Origin of the sequence: Burkholderia sp. LMG 13014 (assembly GCF_905232215.1) — a bacterium.
GTDB lineage: Bacteria > Pseudomonadota > Gammaproteobacteria > Burkholderiales > Burkholderiaceae > Burkholderia.
The window spans coordinates 1-17278 of sequence record NZ_CAJNKE010000006.1 but is presented as its reverse complement, the minus strand read 5'-3'; the positions used below and the strand labels follow the sequence as shown (position 1 = coordinate 17278).

General features: G+C 62.6%; 18 protein-coding genes. 16 read left to right on the top strand and 2 right to left on the bottom strand.

What is annotated here, in order from left to right; translation table 11 throughout:
• Positions 1–58 precede the first annotated feature (58 nt).
• Positions 59–1570 carry a PLP-dependent aminotransferase family protein gene (locus tag JYJ84_RS01920; protein WP_175222518.1) on the bottom strand — a complete coding sequence of 504 codons (1512 nt, stop codon included), beginning with the start codon at positions 1568–1570 and terminating at the stop codon, positions 59–61.
• A gap of 126 nt (positions 1571–1696) precedes the next feature.
• Here JYJ84_RS01920 and JYJ84_RS01915 point away from each other — a divergent pair, with 126 nt between their 5' ends.
• The 16 genes from JYJ84_RS01915 (at position 1697) to JYJ84_RS01840 (ending at position 16259) form a co-directional block, all read left to right on the top strand.
• A complete protein-coding gene (locus JYJ84_RS01915; protein ID WP_122949629.1) occupies positions 1697–2980 on the top strand; it encodes a 4-aminobutyrate--2-oxoglutarate transaminase in 1284 nt (427 codons plus the stop codon).
• A 92-nt stretch (positions 2981–3072) separates the two neighbouring features.
• On the top strand, positions 3073–4542 hold the full coding sequence (gene gabD, locus JYJ84_RS01910) for an NADP-dependent succinate-semialdehyde dehydrogenase (RefSeq protein WP_021156413.1): 1470 nt from the start codon (positions 3073–3075) through the stop codon (positions 4540–4542).
• 694 nt (positions 4543–5236) lie between these two features.
• Positions 5237–5803 carry a PAAR domain-containing protein gene (locus tag JYJ84_RS01905; RefSeq protein WP_122948109.1) on the top strand — a complete coding sequence of 189 codons (567 nt, stop codon included), beginning with the start codon at positions 5237–5239 and terminating at the stop codon, positions 5801–5803.
• Positions 5790–6464, top strand: a complete 675-nt coding sequence (locus JYJ84_RS01900; RefSeq protein WP_175222517.1) for a M35 family metallo-endopeptidase — start codon at positions 5790–5792, stop codon at positions 6462–6464. Before JYJ84_RS01905 ends, JYJ84_RS01900 begins: the two co-directional genes overlap by 14 nt.
• A complete protein-coding gene (locus JYJ84_RS01895; protein ID WP_226217344.1) occupies positions 6464–6955 on the top strand; it encodes a hypothetical protein in 492 nt (163 codons plus the stop codon). Before JYJ84_RS01900 ends, JYJ84_RS01895 begins: the two co-directional genes overlap by 1 nt.
• Before the next feature lie 71 nt (positions 6956–7026).
• Positions 7027–7485: a hypothetical protein gene (locus tag JYJ84_RS01890; protein WP_236027525.1), complete on the top strand. Its 459-nt coding sequence runs from the start codon at positions 7027–7029 to the stop codon at positions 7483–7485.
• Positions 7486–7882: 397 nt separating this feature from the next.
• On the top strand, positions 7883–9010 hold the full coding sequence (locus tag JYJ84_RS01885; protein WP_164462737.1) for a phosphoribosyltransferase domain-containing protein: 1128 nt from the start codon (positions 7883–7885) through the stop codon (positions 9008–9010).
• A complete protein-coding gene (locus tag JYJ84_RS01880; RefSeq protein ID WP_175222516.1) occupies positions 9000–9758 on the top strand; it encodes a trehalose phosphatase in 759 nt (252 codons plus the stop codon). The genes JYJ84_RS01885 and JYJ84_RS01880 overlap by 11 nt, the downstream gene beginning before the upstream one ends.
• Positions 9751–10845, top strand: a complete 1095-nt coding sequence (locus JYJ84_RS01875) for a cysteine protease StiP domain-containing protein (RefSeq protein WP_175222515.1) — start codon at positions 9751–9753, stop codon at positions 10843–10845. The genes JYJ84_RS01880 and JYJ84_RS01875 overlap by 8 nt, the downstream gene beginning before the upstream one ends.
• Positions 10845–11792 carry an HpcH/HpaI aldolase/citrate lyase family protein gene (locus JYJ84_RS01870; protein WP_175222514.1) on the top strand — a complete coding sequence of 316 codons (948 nt, stop codon included), beginning with the start codon at positions 10845–10847 and terminating at the stop codon, positions 11790–11792. The genes JYJ84_RS01875 and JYJ84_RS01870 overlap by 1 nt, the downstream gene beginning before the upstream one ends.
• 245 nt (positions 11793–12037) lie before the next feature.
• Positions 12038–12631: a TerD family protein gene (locus JYJ84_RS01865; protein ID WP_122948116.1), complete on the top strand. Its 594-nt coding sequence runs from the start codon at positions 12038–12040 to the stop codon at positions 12629–12631.
• Positions 12628–13836 carry a TerD family protein gene (locus tag JYJ84_RS01860; protein ID WP_175222513.1) on the top strand — a complete coding sequence of 403 codons (1209 nt, stop codon included), beginning with the start codon at positions 12628–12630 and terminating at the stop codon, positions 13834–13836. Before JYJ84_RS01865 ends, JYJ84_RS01860 begins: the two co-directional genes overlap by 4 nt.
• A gap of 48 nt (positions 13837–13884) precedes the next feature.
• Complete coding sequence (locus tag JYJ84_RS01855; protein WP_175222512.1) at positions 13885–14334, top strand: tellurite resistance TerB family protein; 450 nt, start codon at positions 13885–13887, stop codon at positions 14332–14334.
• Positions 14335–14345: 11 nt separating this feature from the next.
• The gene (locus tag JYJ84_RS01850) at positions 14346–15377 is read left to right on the top strand and encodes a TerC/Alx family metal homeostasis membrane protein (RefSeq protein ID WP_174958106.1); all 1032 of its coding nucleotides are present in this window, start codon (positions 14346–14348) and stop codon (positions 15375–15377) included.
• Positions 15378–15405: 28 nt separating this feature from the next.
• The gene (locus tag JYJ84_RS01845; protein ID WP_122948120.1) at positions 15406–15981 is read left to right on the top strand and encodes a TerD family protein; all 576 of its coding nucleotides are present in this window, start codon (positions 15406–15408) and stop codon (positions 15979–15981) included.
• Positions 15982–16013: 32 nt separating this feature from the next.
• Positions 16014–16259 (top strand): TerD family protein, encoded by a 246-nt coding sequence (locus tag JYJ84_RS01840; protein WP_175222511.1) that lies wholly within the window; start codon positions 16014–16016, stop codon positions 16257–16259.
• 112 nt (positions 16260–16371) lie between these two features.
• Here JYJ84_RS01840 and JYJ84_RS01835 read toward each other — a convergent pair.
• Positions 16372–17278: methyl-accepting chemotaxis protein (locus JYJ84_RS01835; RefSeq protein WP_240201819.1), on the bottom strand; the 907-nt coding region annotated here is incomplete at its 5' end.

The following is a 17278-nucleotide window of genomic DNA, read 5'->3' as shown; positions in this document are numbered from 1 at the left end:
GCTCGGTCGGCCATCAACAGCGCGCATCGCGACGCAATGCTGCCGTTGGATACTCCGTTCAAGCCACCTCGACCGCCTTGCCGAACGCCCGCTCGTCAATCGCCTCGGCGAGCGTCGCGAACGCGGTCGCAATCTCGTCCTCCGGCACACACGCATAGCCGAGCAGCAAGCCCGACGCCGCGCGCTCGCGATCCGCGTAGTAGCCGGATAGCGGCCGCACGACGATATTGCGTTCGAGCGCGGCCTGCGCGACCGCGCGATCGTCGACGCCTTCCGGCAACTGCGTGACCAGATGCAGCCCCGCATCGCTGCCGAGCGCGTGCAGCGTGTCGCCATAGCGGCGTGCGACCGCGTCGAGCAGCACTTCGCGGCGCTGCCCGTACAGCGTGCGCATCTTGCGGATATGCGACACGAAGTGCCCTTCCGCGATGAATTCGGCGAGCACGGCCTGCTGCAGCAACTGCCCTTCGCGATACAGCTCGGCGCTCGCAGTCGCGAAGCTTTCCGCAAGCGGCTCCGGCGCGACCAGGTAACCGACCCGCAGCCCCGGGAACAGCGTCTTGCCGAAACTGCCGACGTAGATCACCTGCCCGGACGTGTCGAGGCCCTGCAGCGACGCGAGCGGCCGGCTGCCGTAGCGGAATTCGCTGTCGTAGTCGTCCTCGATGATCCAGCAGCCGTGCTGGCGCGCGTATTCGAGCAGCATCCGCCGGCGCGCGAGGCTCATCACCATGCCGAGCGGATACTGGTGCGACGGCGTGACGAGCATCAGCTTCGGCGGCTCGGCGAGATCGGCGGCCGACGGCGCGATGCCTTCGTCGTCGACCGGAATCGGCCGCGTCGTCAGCCCCGACACGTTCAGCACGCTGCGCACACCCCAGTAGCACGGGTCTTCGGTCCAGATCGCGTCGCCCGGGTCGGTCAGCAGCCGCACCGCGAGGTCGATCGACTGGTGGATGCCGGTCGTGATCACGATCTGCTCGGGTGTGCAGCGCACCGAGCGCGACGTGCGCAGGTAGTCGGCCAGCGCCTCGCGCAGCAGCGCGAGCCCGCCGCCCGGCGCGTAGGTCAGCAGGTCGGGGCGCAGGCGCCGCCAATACTTGTTGTGCAGCCGCGTCCATACGCGCGCAGGAAATCGCGACACATCGGGCACGCCCGGCATGAACGCGCCGCCCTGCCGCTTCGACACGCCGGCGCCTTCGACGAGCCGCGTGCCGCGCGCGGACAGCCGCCGCACCGACGACTGCACGAACGCCGGTCGCACGGCGGCCGCATCGGGCGGTGCGCCGACGATCTCGTCCGGCGCGCTGTCCGCGACGAACGTCCCGCGGCCCGTCGCCGAGTTCACATAGCCTTCGAGCGCAAGCTGTTCGTAAACCTGCGTGACCGTGTTGCGCGCGATCCCGAGCTCGGCCGCGAGCAGCCGCGACGACGGCACGCGCGTACCGGCCGGCAGTTCGCGCGACAGGATCGCCTGTTGCAGCAGCCGGTGAAGCTGCCGGTAGATCGGCTGTTCGCCGCCGCGCACGAGGCGCTGCGCCAGCCAGTCCGACAACACGCTCGCGCGCATGATTGGCTCCTGTATATTTATTGAAATGGCTCTGATTGTCAGAGCCAAATGTGATTATAGTCGCCTCCATGGGCTGCCAACGCGCCCGCTTCCCTACTCACCGGAAAGAACATCAAGGAGATGACCGTGAAGAATGCCGACCTGCAGGCCCGCAAGAACGCCGCCACCCCGCGCGGCGTTGGCGTGATGTGCGATTTCTACGCAGCCCGCGCCGAGAACGCGGAACTGTGGGATGTCGAAGGCCGCCGCTTCATCGATTTCGCCGCCGGCATCGCGGTGCTGAACACGGGCCACCGCCACCCGAAGATCGTCAAGGCGATCGCGGACCAACTGAACAATTTCACGCACACCGCTTACCAGATCGTCCCGTACGCGTCGTACGTCGAGCTGGCAGAGAAGATCAACGACCGCGCGCCGGGCGATTTCCCGAAGAAGACCGCGTTCTTCACGACCGGCGCAGAAGCCGTCGAGAACGCGATCAAGATCGCACGTGCAGCGACCGGCCGTCCGGGCGTCATCGCCTTCGCGGGCGGCTTCCACGGCCGCACGATGATGGGCATGGCGCTGACCGGCAAGGTCGCTCCGTACAAGCTGAACTTCGGCCCGTTCCCGGGCGACGTGTTCCACGCCCCGTACCCGAACGCCGTGCACGGTGTGACGACCGCCGACTCGATCAAGGCGATCGAGATGCTGTTCAAGGCCGACATCGATCCGAAGCGCGTCGCCGCGATCATCTTCGAACCGGTCCAGGGCGAAGGCGGCTTCAACCCGGCGCCGGCCGAGTTCGTGCGCGCACTGCGCAAGATCTGTAACGAACACGGCATCCTGCTGATCGCCGACGAAGTCCAGACGGGCTTCGCGCGTACCGGCAAGCTGTTCGCGATGCAGCACTACGACGTGCTGGCCGACCTGATCACGATGGCGAAGAGCCTCGCAGGCGGCATGCCGCTGTCGGGCGTCGTCGGCCGTGCGGACGTGATGGACGCGGCAGCGCCTGGCGGCCTCGGCGGCACGTACGCGGGCAACCCGCTGGCCGTCGCATCGGCGCACGCGGTGCTCGAGATCATCGACGAAGAGAAGCTGTGCGAGCGCGCGACGCAACTCGGCGACGTGCTGAAGGCAAAGCTGAACGCACTGCAGGCCGACGTGCCGCAGATCGCCGACGTGCGCGGCCCGGGCGCGATGATCGCGGTCGAGTTCCTGAAGCCGGGCTCGGGCGAGCCGGATGCGGAATTCACGAAGCGCGTTCAGGCGCGTGCGCTCGAGCGCGGCCTGCTGCTGCTCGTGTGCGGCGTGTACTCGAACGTCGTGCGCTTCCTGTTCCCGCTGACGATCCCGCAAGCCGTGTTCGACGAAGCGCTCGTGATCCTCGAGGAAGTGCTGAAGGAAACGGTCGGCGTGCCGGCCTGAGTTCCCGTCGACTTCATCCATTGAATGCGCCGCCGCCGTCTTCATGACGGCGGCGGCCGTTTCATCCGTCCTTTTCGAAGCAGGTGATTCACATGAGCACTGTTCAGGAAACCCTGGCACTGAAAGACCCGTCGCTGTTCCGCCAGCAGGCGTACGTCAACGGCGAATGGCAAGGCGCGACGAACGGCGAGACGTTCGAAGTCCGCAACCCGGCAACGGGCGGCCTGCTCGGCACCGTGCCGGCGATGGGCACGGCCGAGACGCGTCACGCGATCGAAGCCGCGAACGCCGCGTGGCCGGCGTGGCGCAAGAAGACCGCGAAGGAACGCGCGGTCGTCCTGCGCAAGTGGCACGACCTGATGATGGAAAACGCCGACGACCTCGCGCTGATCCTCACGACCGAGCAGGGCAAGTCGCTGGCTGAAGCGAAGGGCGAAATCGGTTATGCCGCATCGTTCCTCGAATGGTTCGCGGAAGAAGGCAAGCGCGTGTACGGCGACACGATCCCGACGCCGGCGAGCGACAAGCGCATCGTCGTGACGAAGGAAGCGATCGGCGTGTGCGCGGCGATCACGCCGTGGAACTTCCCGGCGGCGATGATCACGCGCAAGGTCGGCCCGGCACTCGCGGCAGGCTGCCCGATCGTCGTGAAGCCGGCCGAAGCGACGCCGTTCTCCGCGCTCGCGATGGCCGTGCTGGCCGAGCGCGCGGGCGTACCGGCCGGCGTGTTCAGCGTCGTCACGGGCGACCCGAAGGCGATCGGCGGCGAGCTGACGTCGAACCCGATCGTGCGCAAGCTGTCGTTCACCGGCTCGACGCCGGTCGGCCGCCTGCTGATGTCGCAGTGCGCGGCGACGGTCAAGAAGGTGTCGCTGGAGCTCGGCGGCAATGCACCGTTCATCGTGTTCGACGATGCCGATCTCGATGCGGCCGTGCAAGGTGCGATCGCGTCGAAGTACCGCAACAGCGGCCAGACCTGCGTGTGCACGAACCGCTTCTACGTGCATGAAGCCGTGTACGACCAGTTCGCGCAGAAGCTCGCGGCAGCCGTCGGTCAGCTGAAGGTCGGCCGCGGCACCGAGCCGGGCGTCACGCAAGGCCCGCTGATCAACGAAGCGGCGGTGCTGAAGGTCGAGGCGCACATCGAGGACGCGCTCGCGAAGGGTGCGACCGTCGTGACGGGCGGCAAGCGCCACGCGCTCGGCCACGGCTTCTTCGAGCCGACCGTGCTGACGGGTGTCACGCCGGCGATGAAGGTCGCGAAGGAAGAGACGTTCGGGCCGCTCGCGCCGCTGTTCAAGTTCGGCAGCGACGACGAAGTGATCCGCCTCGCGAACGACACCGAATTCGGCCTCGCCGCATACTTCTACAGCCGCGACATCGGCCGAGTGTGGAAGGTTGCGGAAGCGCTCGAGTACGGGATGGTCGGCGTGAACACGGGCCTGATCTCGAACGAAGTCGCGCCGTTCGGTGGCGTGAAGCAATCGGGCCTCGGCCGCGAAGGCTCGCACTACGGCATCGACGACTACGTCGTGATCAAGTACCTCTGCCTCGCCGTCTGACGGTTCAGGGCCTGGCGCGCCAGCGACAGGCCCTGACCGCCCGGCCGGAACCGGGCGGTCCGACGCGGGCCGGTGTCCCTCTCCGCCGTGCCCGCGTCATCTTGATACGCACGATGTCGCCCCACTCTGCGCACGCGATTTCGACACCGTATCGGCCGATACCTCATATCGCGCACGAATTTCGTTCAAGTCTCATTTCTCATTTCGCAGCAAATCGCTAGATTGAGCGCTCCACCTCGATCCGGTTTGCCCGCACATGCACGCCACTCCTGACGACCCAACGTACGCAGAGCCAGAATGACGTACGGGCGGGTGACCGCCCCGCCGCGTTCCTGGCCTCTCTCGGCGTGCTCATCCAAACACGCTCACCGTGCCCACCGCGCGCGTCGCCCGCTGCCTCAGACGTACCGATGCTGCCGCGTTCCGCTCGACCACCCTTCGCCCCGGTTTCGATGGTCGTTTCACACCACCAAATTAAGTCGGACTACAAACCAAAAATCGTACTCGTTCTATAGACAGAGAAAATCTCACCCGCCATTGTCTATAGCTTGTCCGTACACAACGCATCCGGGTCGATGGAAGAAGAACATGCAGCCGGCTATCTCCGTTGAAGACGCCGCGATCGATCAATACGCGATGCATGACTCGAAGTCAGCCGATCAGGTCTCTACCAACTTCAATTGAGGATATAACCATGAGCCGACGAGCAGTGAGGATCGGCGACCCGACGACGACAGGCGGAATCGTCATCAGTGGTTCGTCAGATATGTTTAGCAACGACAAAACCATCGCCGTAGACGGTGACAAGGCGACGTGCGGAAATTGCGAGGGCATGTTTCCGATAGTTGGCAGCGCGATACGCGTGGTATCCCATGGGCGATGTATGGCTTTGGAGGGCGACGCGGTGCTCTGCCCGTGCGGACAAAACCTTCTCATGTCCGGCGGCGATTGCACTTTCTTCTACGAGGACGACGATGACTGCGGCGACGGTGGCTACTACGCGGCAAGCTCGACCACCGCGCTTTCTTCGTTCGCACCCACGCGATACGGGTCTGCATCAGGCATCCACGACGAACAGTATGTGTTACGCGAGGCGGATAGCGGACGACCGCTCGCGAATGTCCGATATCGGATTCGCCTATCGTCCGGAAAGATATTCAGCGGCGTGACAGACGCAACAGGCCACACACAACGCGTCACATCCGCGTCTGCGGAATCGATCAAGTTCGAGATCGCCAGGAACAGACATGTCGAATCCTGACGACGACTACGTGCTGGTACACGACACGGCCATGACGAACACAAGGCCCGGTTCCAAGGTGTATGTCGATATCAACACGAAGCCGATTTGCCCGAACATGAGCAATGAAGCGTTCAGAAAGATCGTGATGCGCGCTCGCGATGAAGCCGTCCGTCTGATCAATTCCCGCATTGCAGCGCTAGCAAGGTGGGACACAAGCGAACAAGCGCGCATCACCACCTATTTTGGACGTGCTAATGCGCAGATTCGCAACACGTTATCGGCCGGTCTTCCACGATTGCGCTCCGCGATGCTAGAGCTGGTGCCAGAAAAAATTGTTCGATGGGACAGTGCAACCAGCAGGAATCTATCCTGCACAGTCGTACCTGACAGCGGTCAAAACCGTGCCGCCGTCTGCAAGCCCGACTCCGATAAACGAGTCATTGCTATCTACTCGTCATTTTGCAGCGACCCGTTTGGTGAGTTGTATCATGAGGCGCAGATAAAGGTGCTAATTCACGAGTGCACCCACTTCACCGACACATTCGATTCAGATGACGCCATGTATGGAAATAGCGAATCCGGAATGAAATTTTTCGCAGCGAACAACCCGGACCTTGCCATTAATAATGCGGACAGCATTACCGGATACATAGCAACTTTTGACAAGACGATCGAATAATGAACAGAAACCCCCTCGGATCCAGCGTTGCAGCCTGTGCACTCGCGTTGTCGTCAATGCTATTGAACTCAGCAGCGGCGTGCACGATAGGCGAGGAAGCGCGTTTGCAACTTCCGCTCAACACAACAACACTTTCCAATGCAGACAGAGTGACGATAGCCGATAGCGTTATCGAGGCAAAGAAATGGCCAGATGTTGAAATTCAAGCAATAATAATTGCGGGCGCCTTCACCCACGAGAGGAACATCGAAGAATTGAAGGATATGCGCGGAGAAAATGCAAAGGAATACTTGCAACAACTTGGCATCAGCACCGATCATATCCTAATCGACAAAAAGACATTTACCGATGAAATGATTACACGACGACCGGACGGCACAATAAAAACCAATCAGATGATCCTGGAATTTACGCCGATATGCAAAGGCAGCTGCGCATGGATGTGTGACGACCCTCGCGTGACGCCACACAGCAAACTCATCAATCGCTGACCACGGAACGCCCGCGTATGCGGTGTTGTCACGCCCAAATGCCAACAGTGTCGCCGGGTACGATATCGACGGTGACTCAGTTCCTGACTGCCGTCACGCTCGCGTTGAGTTGCGCACATACCGCGTTCGGATGCGATGGCCCATCGAACATGCCCGGTCGGGGTCTTGATGTTCGATTCGACAACAATTCAAGCGACCTATCTACCGACGAACTGGCGAAGCTTTCCGTATGGTCGAACGACATACGCAATCGCTTCCCCATTGTCGACGTGGTGTCGATCGTTGGACTAGCTGAGCCGACGGAGAGAAAGCCGACAGCTCTTGCTCATCGACGTGCTGCGAACGTTAAGGCAGCACTAGATCAATTTTCGATCCGAGGCGAACGAAATTCCATGATCGCCCGAATCTACAAGTTACCGTTTCCCGCGAGCGAGTTTGACGATACAGGCCAACGTGTCGAAGTCACATTCGGCCCAGGATGCCCCAACCATTGTTGCCCGAACCTCAATCCCATACCGAAGGCGCAATGACTTTGCGGGACACCCCACACCGGCCCGCGCAATGCGGGCCGCCGTCCTCCTGCCTCACCTTTCCGCTCCCCTCACCTCATCGCTTTCAGCGGACCGCGATCACCGCATCGGCTTCGCTCCAAAGGCCGACCGTCGTCACCAGGCCACGCTTGGCCCGCAAGCCCATCCTCTCGAACAAAGCCGAAATCGATGATCACTGGGCTACCCGTACAAGCGGACTCCCACACTCCTTTCATATTTGATACGATTACATTTCATTTTGAAAGGTTTCGGGTTCAATCAGCGAATCCGGGACAAGGTTGCTGGTACTTGGCGCGAACACAGTTCTTAACGACTGCGCACCAGGTGCAGGCGGTCGTCGTGGATCTCCGAGCCACGCTAAACGAGGATGCTGTTCATGGAAAGCCACGTAGGACCAACGTGCCTGCGCGCCCAACTCAAGCGGGGTCTGCTCGAGATCAAAGTCGACGCCGCCGCCCTGCCCCCGTCGAATCTGTTCGGTTTCGCCGAGCGCCGGAATCCCAAGCGGGCATTCCTCTTCGTATCCAAAGTCCTGGGCCGGCATATACCTGTGCGCCCGTCGATCATGGCGGCCAGCTTCGAGCGCCTGGCTGCCAGAATTCCGGCGGACCTGCCCGGGCCGGTACTCGTGATCGGCATGGCCGAAACCGCAGTTGGCCTCGGCGCCGGCGTGCACCGCGCCTACCGTGCGGCCCGTCCTGACAGTGTGTACCTCACCAGCACCCGTCATCCGCTGGGTACCGGCGTCTTCGCTCGATTCGAGGAAGAGCACAGCCATGCCAGCGCCCATCTGATCCACCTGCCGGTCGATCTCGAGGTTCGCGATCTGATGCTGCAGGCTCGATCCCTGGTCCTGGTGGACGATGAAGCCTCTACTGGCAAGACCTTCGTGAACCTGCACCGCGCACTGGTCGAAGCAGGCCTGAGCAAGGTCCAGCGAGTGGTCACTTGCGTCCTGACGGACTGGTCTGCCGGTGCTGTTCGTCAAGCCATCGGGGAACCGGCCACCGCCGTATCGCTGCTGACTGGCTCCTATCAGTTCCACGAGGATCAGTCCGTGCCTCTGCCGGATATGCCGGACGTCGGTGCCGTTTCCATCGGTGAATGGCCTCTCTCGCCCCGCAATGACTGGGGACGTCTGGGCATTCGGCATGTGGACGACACGCTCGCGCCGGACGTTCAGGTCCAGCCCGGCGAGAAAGTCATCGTGGTAGGGACCGGCGAGTTCGTCTGGCGTCCTTTCCTGCTGGCGGAACGCCTGGAGCGATCTGGCGCGGATGTCCGCTTCAGCTCGACCACCCGGTCCCCCATCGCCGTGGGCCACGCGATCGAGCATGCGCTGTCGTTCTCCGACAACTACGGCCTCGGTATCCCGAATTTCCTCTACAACGTGAAGCCCGGCCAGTTCGACCGGGTCCTGATCTGCACGGAAACCCCGTCGCAGGCACTCCCTGCCGAACTGGTCGAGGCACTGAAGGCAGAGGTGATTTGCGATGAGTGGTAATCGCCCGCTGGCATTCGTCGACCTCGACGACACCCTGTTCCAGACCGTCCGCAAGATGGCGGAAGGCGCCCCGCGAACGCCGGCCACGCTGGATGTGCACGGTCAGCCCAACGGATTCATGTGCCCGGTCCAGCACGCGTTCATCAACTGGCTGCTGGCCACCGCCGACGTCGTTCCGGTCACCGCGCGCAGCGTGGAGGCCTACAGCCGCGTCATGCTTCCCTTCGTCAACGGTGCAATCTGCTCGCATGGGGGCGTAATACTCCGTCCAGACGGATTACTCGATCCGATCTGGCACAGACGGATGGCCGAGTCCCTCCGGAGCGTTCAGGACCGACTGCCGGCACTGAGCGAGGCTGCGTTGCGGATCGGCAGGGAACTCGGCTACTCGCTTCGCAGCTGGGTGGTGGAAGAGGAAGGCCTGCGCCATTACGTGGTGGTCAAGCACAACGAGCCCGATGACTCGGTGCTCGCCGAGGTGCTGGTCGAAGTTCGGTCCCGGCGCATGTTGGAAGACATGCACGTTCACGCCAACGGCAACAACCTCGCCTTCCTGCCAATGGGGCTGGCCAAGCGCCTGGCCGTTCAGGAGTGGTTGCGCCGCGACCGCGAGATCCACGGCGAGCGGCCGGTCCTGGGCTTCGGCGACAGCATCACCGATCTGGGGTACATGGACCTCTGCCACATGTGGGCGACACCGGCGCGCAGCCAGCTGGCGAAATTGGTGGCGGGGCTGATCAATGGGTAATCTCCTCGCCAGCCTGAGCACCGTCGGCAGCGGCAGCTACGCCCCCGAAGATGTGCACTTCCTTCTGCGACACGTCCGGATGAGCGTCACCGGCGTTGAGGAGAAGGAGCGTCTGATTCAGACGAATCAGAAACACTATTCGGAAATGATCGGCCTCGAGCATGCGCCCACCGATGTGCACAAGGGCCTTTACGCCCGCGCCCTGGTGCAGAACGGCGCCCGCATGGCTTCAGACGTGCAGTCCCTGGCGATGGCGCTGAGTGCTGCTTACACCGGGCCGGACATCGCCCTGGTCTCCTTTGTTCGCGCCGGCCTGCCGCTCGGCGTGCTGTTGCGCCGGGCACTCGTGGAGATGGGGCGCGACGTCCGCCACTACGGGATCAGCATCATTCGCGATCGCGGGATCGACAACGTTGCCCTGGAAGCCATCGTCCGGTTGCATGGCGCCGGAAACATCGTCTTCGTGGATGGCTGGACCGGCAAAGGCGCAATCTCCGGCGAACTCGAACGGACCCTGGCGGACGATACGCGCTTCCCTGAAGCTCCTCGCCTCGTGGTTCTGGCAGACCCGTGCGGCCGTGCGTGGCTGGCCGCCTCCGCGAAGGACTGGACCATTCCGTCCGGCATTCTCGGTGCAACCGTGTCCGGCCTGGTGTCCCGCTCCATCTGGCCGGCTCAAGGGGGCCTGCATGGTTGCGTGTTTTACGAACACCTGCGCGAGCACGATGTGACGCGCGAGTTCATCGACACGATCGACGCCGAACGTCGGGCGCTGGCAGACATTCGTCCCGCCGCTCCATGGACCAGCGATCAGCGACTGACGCTCCAGGCGGCCGCTGACGACGTGGTGTCCACGTTGGCAACCCGCTTTGACATCGGCAACCTGAACCGCGTGAAACCGGGTATCGCCGAGGCAACCCGAGCGGTCCTGCGCCGTGTACCGGATCGCGTGCTCGTACAAGACCGCAATGACAGCGACGTGCAGCTGCTGTTGCATCTCACCGAACGCGCGGGCGTGACGGTAGAGGAAGCCGGCGCCGATCTTGGCCCATACCGCGCAGCAACCATCATTCGGAATGCGAATTGATGAAAGCCATTTCTCCGTTCGCCCTCGGGGCGACGCTATACATGCCGGCCACCCGCAGCGACATTCTGGATGTGGTTTTCGGCATCAGGATTCCGGAACTGCGCTCGCTGGTGGTCTGCCTGGAAGACGCGGTGGCGGCAATCGACGTCGAAAGCGCACTGGCGAACCTGCAGTCGCTCCTCATGGATATCGATGCCAGGGGAGGGCGTGTCGAATCCGGCCCCTTGTTGTTCGTTCGACCCCGTGATGCCGCCATGGCGGCGGTGCTGAGCGACTGGCCGCTGATGAAGCACGTCGATGGGTTCGTCGTACCCAAGTTGACCCTGCGATCTCTGTCGGCGTGGGAGAACGCTGTCAGTCATCCTGATCTGTACCTCATGCCTACACTGGAGACGGCCGACGTTTATGACCCGGTCGCAATGGTGGAGCTCGGCCAAGCCCTGAAAGCCAACCTGAACCAACGCATCATTGCGCTGCGAATCGGCGGAAACGACCTCATGGGTTGTCTTGGTCTGCGGCGCAATCCGGCCACCACGCTCTACAGCACGCCCCTCGGCTACGTGATCCCCATGCTTGCCGGAATCATGGGGGCTCAGGGATTTGCCCTGACCGCACCCGTCTTCGAACAACTCGCCACGCCCCATCTCCTGAAGGAAGAGCTGGAACTGGACATCGCTCATGGCCTGGTAGGGAAGACGGCCATTCACCCGAGCCAGATCCGCATCATTCAGGAGGCGCTGCGCGTGAGCCTCGATGACTTCAACTGCGCCAAGTTGATTGTCAACGATGCGGCCCCTGCCGTTTTCAAGCACAACGACGCGATGTGTGAGCCGGCAACCCACCACAAGTGGGCGGTCAACATCCTCGAACGCGCCAAGTGGCACGGGGTGCGGCCCGCCGTCCCGAGTAGCGACGAACACGGCGTCCGACTGGCGGAGGCCAGTTGATGCGCGTGGAAATGCGTGAGCCCGGTCCCAAAGGAGCGCGGCCTACTGTCCACCGACTCGAGGCCGAGCGGCCGCGGCGGCACACGTCCGAACCATGCGCTACCGGCTGCCTCGCAAGACGAGCCATGGCGACTTTTCCCCGTGCGACGGCGATCCCGCTCGCGGTTTGGCAAAGCCAGGGGCTGCGGAACGGGATTCCGTCCGGTCCCTCACACGAACACCGAAGATCAACAAGGAGCGTAAAAATGGCACTTACCCTGAGCAAGAATCAGAGCATCTCGCTGGAGAAAACTGCCGGCCGCGGCTTAACCTCGATTAGTCTGGGCCTGGGTTGGGATCCGGTAAAGTCCGGCGGCTTCTTCTCCAGGATGCTGGGTAGCGGCAGCAACGCGATCGACCTCGATGCTTCCTGCATCGTGCTGGACGGCGACATGAAATCCGTCGATCTGGTCTGGTTCCGTCAACTGGCATCCAAGGACGGTTCCATTGAACACTCGGGCGATAACCTGACGGGTGAAGGTGATGGCGACGACGAAACCATCCACGTCGACCTGCAGCGCCTGCCGGGCACGATCCAGCACCTTGTGTTCACCGTGAACAGCTTCCGTGGTCAGACCTTCGACCAAATCGAAAACGCCTACTGCCGCATCCTCGACGAGTCGAAAAACCACGAGCTGGCGCGCTTCAACCTGGCGGAAAAAGGTCGCCACACCGGTGTTGTCATGGCTAGCCTCAGCCGCGGCAGCGGCGGCTGGGAATTCAAGGCGATCGGCCAGTCCACCAACGGCCGCACCGCCGACGATCTCGTCAACCTGGCAATTCAGGCGGTGCAAGCATGACGATGCTGGTACCTGGCGGAAATGCGCCGGTTGCCACCGGCCAATTGCGTGTGGACATCAGCTGCGCTCCGATTCCAGGCGCCGAAATCGACATCTCTGCGTTTGCGCTCACCTCTGCCGGGAAAGTCCGAGGTGATGGCGACATGTGCTTCTACGGCCAAACGAGTGTCCTGGGTGGCGCGGTTCAGTTGACCAACACGACGGCCGGCCGGGCAGAGTTCACCGTGGATCTCGGTCGGCTCGACCCTGCCGTCGAGAAAGTCGCGCTCACCGCGACCATCCATGAGAACAAGGCGACCTTCGACCGTGTTTCGATGCTGACAGTGGCCGTTACGGGCGGGATCGAAGCTCGAATCCCGACTGCCGGGATGAACGAGACCGCGCTGATCCTCGGGGAGTTCTACCGCCGCCACGACGCATGGAAGTTCCGCTGTGTCGCACAAGGTTTTGCCGGTGGCCTGGCGCCGCTGGCAACGTACTTCGGAGTCGACATTGCCGTGCCTTCGGGTAGCCCGGCGCAGAGCCTGCGCGCGCCGACACCGGCGCCCGTACCGGCACCGGCTGTCGCTCCGGTACCGCCTGACGTGCCGAAGTCCACGATTCGCCTCAGCAAAGTCACGCTCGACAAATCGCGCCCCAGCATCAACCTCGAGAAGACCGCAGCCGGCTTCGGCGAAATCAAGGTGAACCTGAACTGGAACCAGAACACGAGTGGCCTGCTCGGTGGCCTCCTGGGCAAACGCAATGCTATCGACCTGGACCTGGGTTGCCTGTTTGAAATGCAGAACGGATTCAAAGGGGCCGTGCAGGCGCTCGGCAAGCGTTTCGGCACGCTGCGCGAAGAACCTTACATCCAGCTCATGGGCGATGACCGTACTGGCTCGGTTGCCGATGGCGAGTGGCTTCGCATCAACGGGCAACACTGGAGCGAGATCGAACGCATCCTGGTTTTCGCGTTCATCTACGACGGCGCTCCGAACTGGAAGGCAACTGACGGTGTTGTGACCGTCTTCGTGCCCGGTCAGCCCGAAATCGAAGTGCGCATGAATGAGGAGGGAGGCCGCCACGGCATGTGCGCGATTGCCCTTCTTGAAAACGTGAATGGGGCCGTCAAGGTCTCTCGTCGAGTCGACTTCCACCCCGGACACGAGGAAATGGATCGTGCCTACGGCTGGGGTATGCGCTGGAAAGCAGGCTCGAAATAACCACTGATCCAGCGGGGCCGTCTGGCCCCGTTCACCGAGGGGAAACACATGCTCGAATGGCTGAAAACCAACGCGACCAAAGCCCGCGAAACCTTGACCACTGAAGTCGCCAAATTCAAGAACCGAACCTTCATGGAGGCAACCGCCAATGCTTGCGCACTGATTTCCGCGGCGGATGGCGAGATCAAATCCGAAGAGAAGCTAAAGATGGTCGGCTTCATCAACAACTCCCCGGAGTTGAAGGTCTTCAACCTGAACGATGTGATCACGGTATTCAACGACGCCTGCGGCAAGTTCGAATTCGATTTCCAGATCGGCCAGGCCGAGGCTCTGAAGGTCATCGGCAAGATCAAGGGTAAGGACGGGGAAGCACGCCTGCTGGTTCGTGTGGCCTGTGCCATCGGCGCATCCGACGGTCATTTCGATGACCAGGAAAAAGCAGCTTGCCGCCTCATTTGCCTCGAGCTCGGCCTGAACCCGGCTGACTTCGAACTGTAGGAAACCGAAACGTGGACACGACACACATTGGCTTTCCACCGCTGACCATGGCGGTATTCGTCGGCCTGGCGCTGGCCGCCCTGCTGCTGGACATGGTTACCCACCGCGACGACAAGCCGATCACCCTGGCCCGAGCGTCCATCTGGTCGGTGTTCTGGGTGGCCATCTCTCTCGCATTCGCCGGCTTCCTGTATGTGCAGCACGGCGCGGAAGTGGCCAGCCTGTTCGTCACCGGTTATGCACTGGAGAAGGTCCTCTCCGTCGACAACCTGTTCGTCTTCATGGCGATCTTCGCCTGGTTCAAGGTTCCGGACGGCTTGCGTCACCGCATCCTGCACTGGGGCATCATCGGGGCCATCGTATTCCGCGGTGTCTTTGTCGTCATCGGTACCGGCTTGCTGGCTTTCGGACCCTGGATCGAAATCGTCTTCGCGCTGATCGTGGCGTGGACCGCCGTCATGATGCTCAAGGGCGGTGACGACGATGACGAGGCGACAGATTACTCGCAGCATCTTGCTTGCCGCTTCGCGAAAAAGCTCTTCCCGGTATGGCCCAGGCTGCACGGTCACAATTTCTTCGTGAGCCGCAAGACGCTCGAGGCAGAAGTGCGGACGGCCGAGCGGGATATGAGCCTGGCGGCCAAAGGCAGCCTCTTCGCTACTCCGCTGTTCCTCTGCCTGGTGGTGATCGAAGTGTCCGACGTCCTGTTCGCGTTCGACTCGGTCCCGGCAGTCATCGCGGTCAGCCGTGAACCTCTGATCGTCTACTCCGCGATGCTGTTCGCAATCCTTGGCCTTCGTACGCTGTATTTCGTCCTGGAAGCGCTGAAGCGCTACGTGGTGCACCTGGAGAAGGCCGTGGTCGTACTGCTGTTCTTCATCGCAGCGAAGTTGGGTTTGAACGCGACCGACCATCTGTTCCACCACGGCATCAGCATCGATCCGAACACCAGCCTGCTCATCGTAATGACGGTCCTGGCAATCGGAATCCTGGCCAGCGTGATCTTCCCGAAAAAGGAAGAGGCGCAAGCCGAAAATCAGTAACCCGTAACAACCACAAGGAGCTGTTTTCATGGCACTGACTCTTCAAAAAGGCGGCAACCTCTCCCTGTCCAAAACCGACCCGAGCCTGACCAGGATCCTGGTTGGCCTCGGCTGGGACCCGCGAGCGACCGATGGCACCGAGTTCGACCTCGACGCCAGCGCCTTCCTGCTGGGGGCCAACGGCAAAGTCCGCGGTGAAGCCGACTTCATCTTCTACAACCAATTGCGCAGCCAGGACGGTTCTGTCGAGCATACCGGCGACAACCGTACCGGCGCCGGCGACGGCGATGACGAAGTCGTCAAGGTCGACCTGAGCCGCGTTCCGGCCGAGATCGACAAGATCGCCTTCACCGTGACCATCCACGACGCTGAAGCGCGCAAGCAGAACTTCGGCCAGGTCAGCCATTCGTTCATCCGTGTTGTGAACGAGCTCTCCGGCGCGGAAGTGGCCCGCTACGACCTGGCGGAAGACGCCTCCACCGAAACCGCGATGATCTTCGCGGAGTTGTATCGCAGCAACGGCGAGTGGAAATTCCGCGCCGTGGGACAAGGCTACGCCGGCGGCCTGCGTGCCCTGGCCAACAGCTACGGCATGAACTTCTGAACGGTCGCCTCACCTGACCAAGCAATCACACCGTGGCTGTCAGGCTGCCCAAAGGCGGTAACGTCTCCCTGTCGACAGGGGCCCCGGGCCTGCGCGAAGCCTTCGTCGGCCCGGGCTGGAGCCCGCGCGTCAACGACGGCACCGAGTTCGACCTCGATGCCTCGACCTGCGGCGAACGGTATCGTCAGAACGACGAGTTCAAGTTCAAGGCGATCGGACAAGGTTTCGCCGGCGGCCTGAAGCCTCTGGCGGAAGCCCACGGTGTGAGCATCGGTTAATCCGAAAGGCAGGAAAATCCCCAGCTTGGCCGATCACGCCGTTCAGTTCGCAACTGAACGGCCCACACATGAGGCGGTCGGAATGCGCGAAGGCCAACGGGGCACGCTGCGATCACCGAAACACGTTCACCGCCTCCACCAGCCGCGTCGCCTGCTGCTTCAAACTCTCCGACGCCGCCGTGCTCTGCTCGACCAGTGCCGCGTTCTGCTGCGTGATGTTGTCCAGATGCACGACCGCCTGGTCGACCTGCGCGACCCCCGTGCTCTGCTCCGCCGTCGACGAGCTGATCTCCGCGATCAGGTCCGACACGCGCTTCACCTGCGTGACGATGTCCTCCATCGTCTTGCCCGCGCCATCCACGATCCGTGCGCCCGATTCGACCCGTTCGACGCTCGCGCCGATCAGCGTCTTGATCTCCTTGGCCGCGTTCGCGCTGCGCTGCGCGAGCGCCCGCACCTCGCCCGCCACCACCGCGAATCCGCGCCCCTGATCGCCGGCCCGCGCGGCCTCCACCGCCGCGTTCAACGCGAGGATGTTGGTCTGGAACGCGATGCCGTCGATCACGCCGATGATGTCCGAGATTTTCCGCGAGCTGGCCGTGATGTCGTTCATCGTCGTGACGACCTCGCTCACCGCCTGCCCGCCGCGCTCGGCCGCGTCGCTCGCCGACACCGATAATTGATTCGCCTGCAACGCGGTTTCCGCGTTGCTCGACACGGTCGCCGTCATCTCGGCCATCGACGCGGCGGTCTGCTGCACGCTCGTCGACGCCTGCTCGGTGCGCGCGCTCAGGTCGTTGTTGCCTTGCGCGATCTCGTTGCTCGCGCGCTGCACATTCAGCACCTGTTCGCTGACATCGTCGACGAGCCAGCGGAACATCAGCCCGAGCTGGTTGATCGTGCGCAGCGTCATGCCGATCTCGTCGACGCGGTTCATCGCCTCGCCGCTGCGGCTTTCGCCGGTCGCGACGCGCAACGCCTGGTCGCGCAACTGCATCAGCGGCCGCGCGATCTGCGCA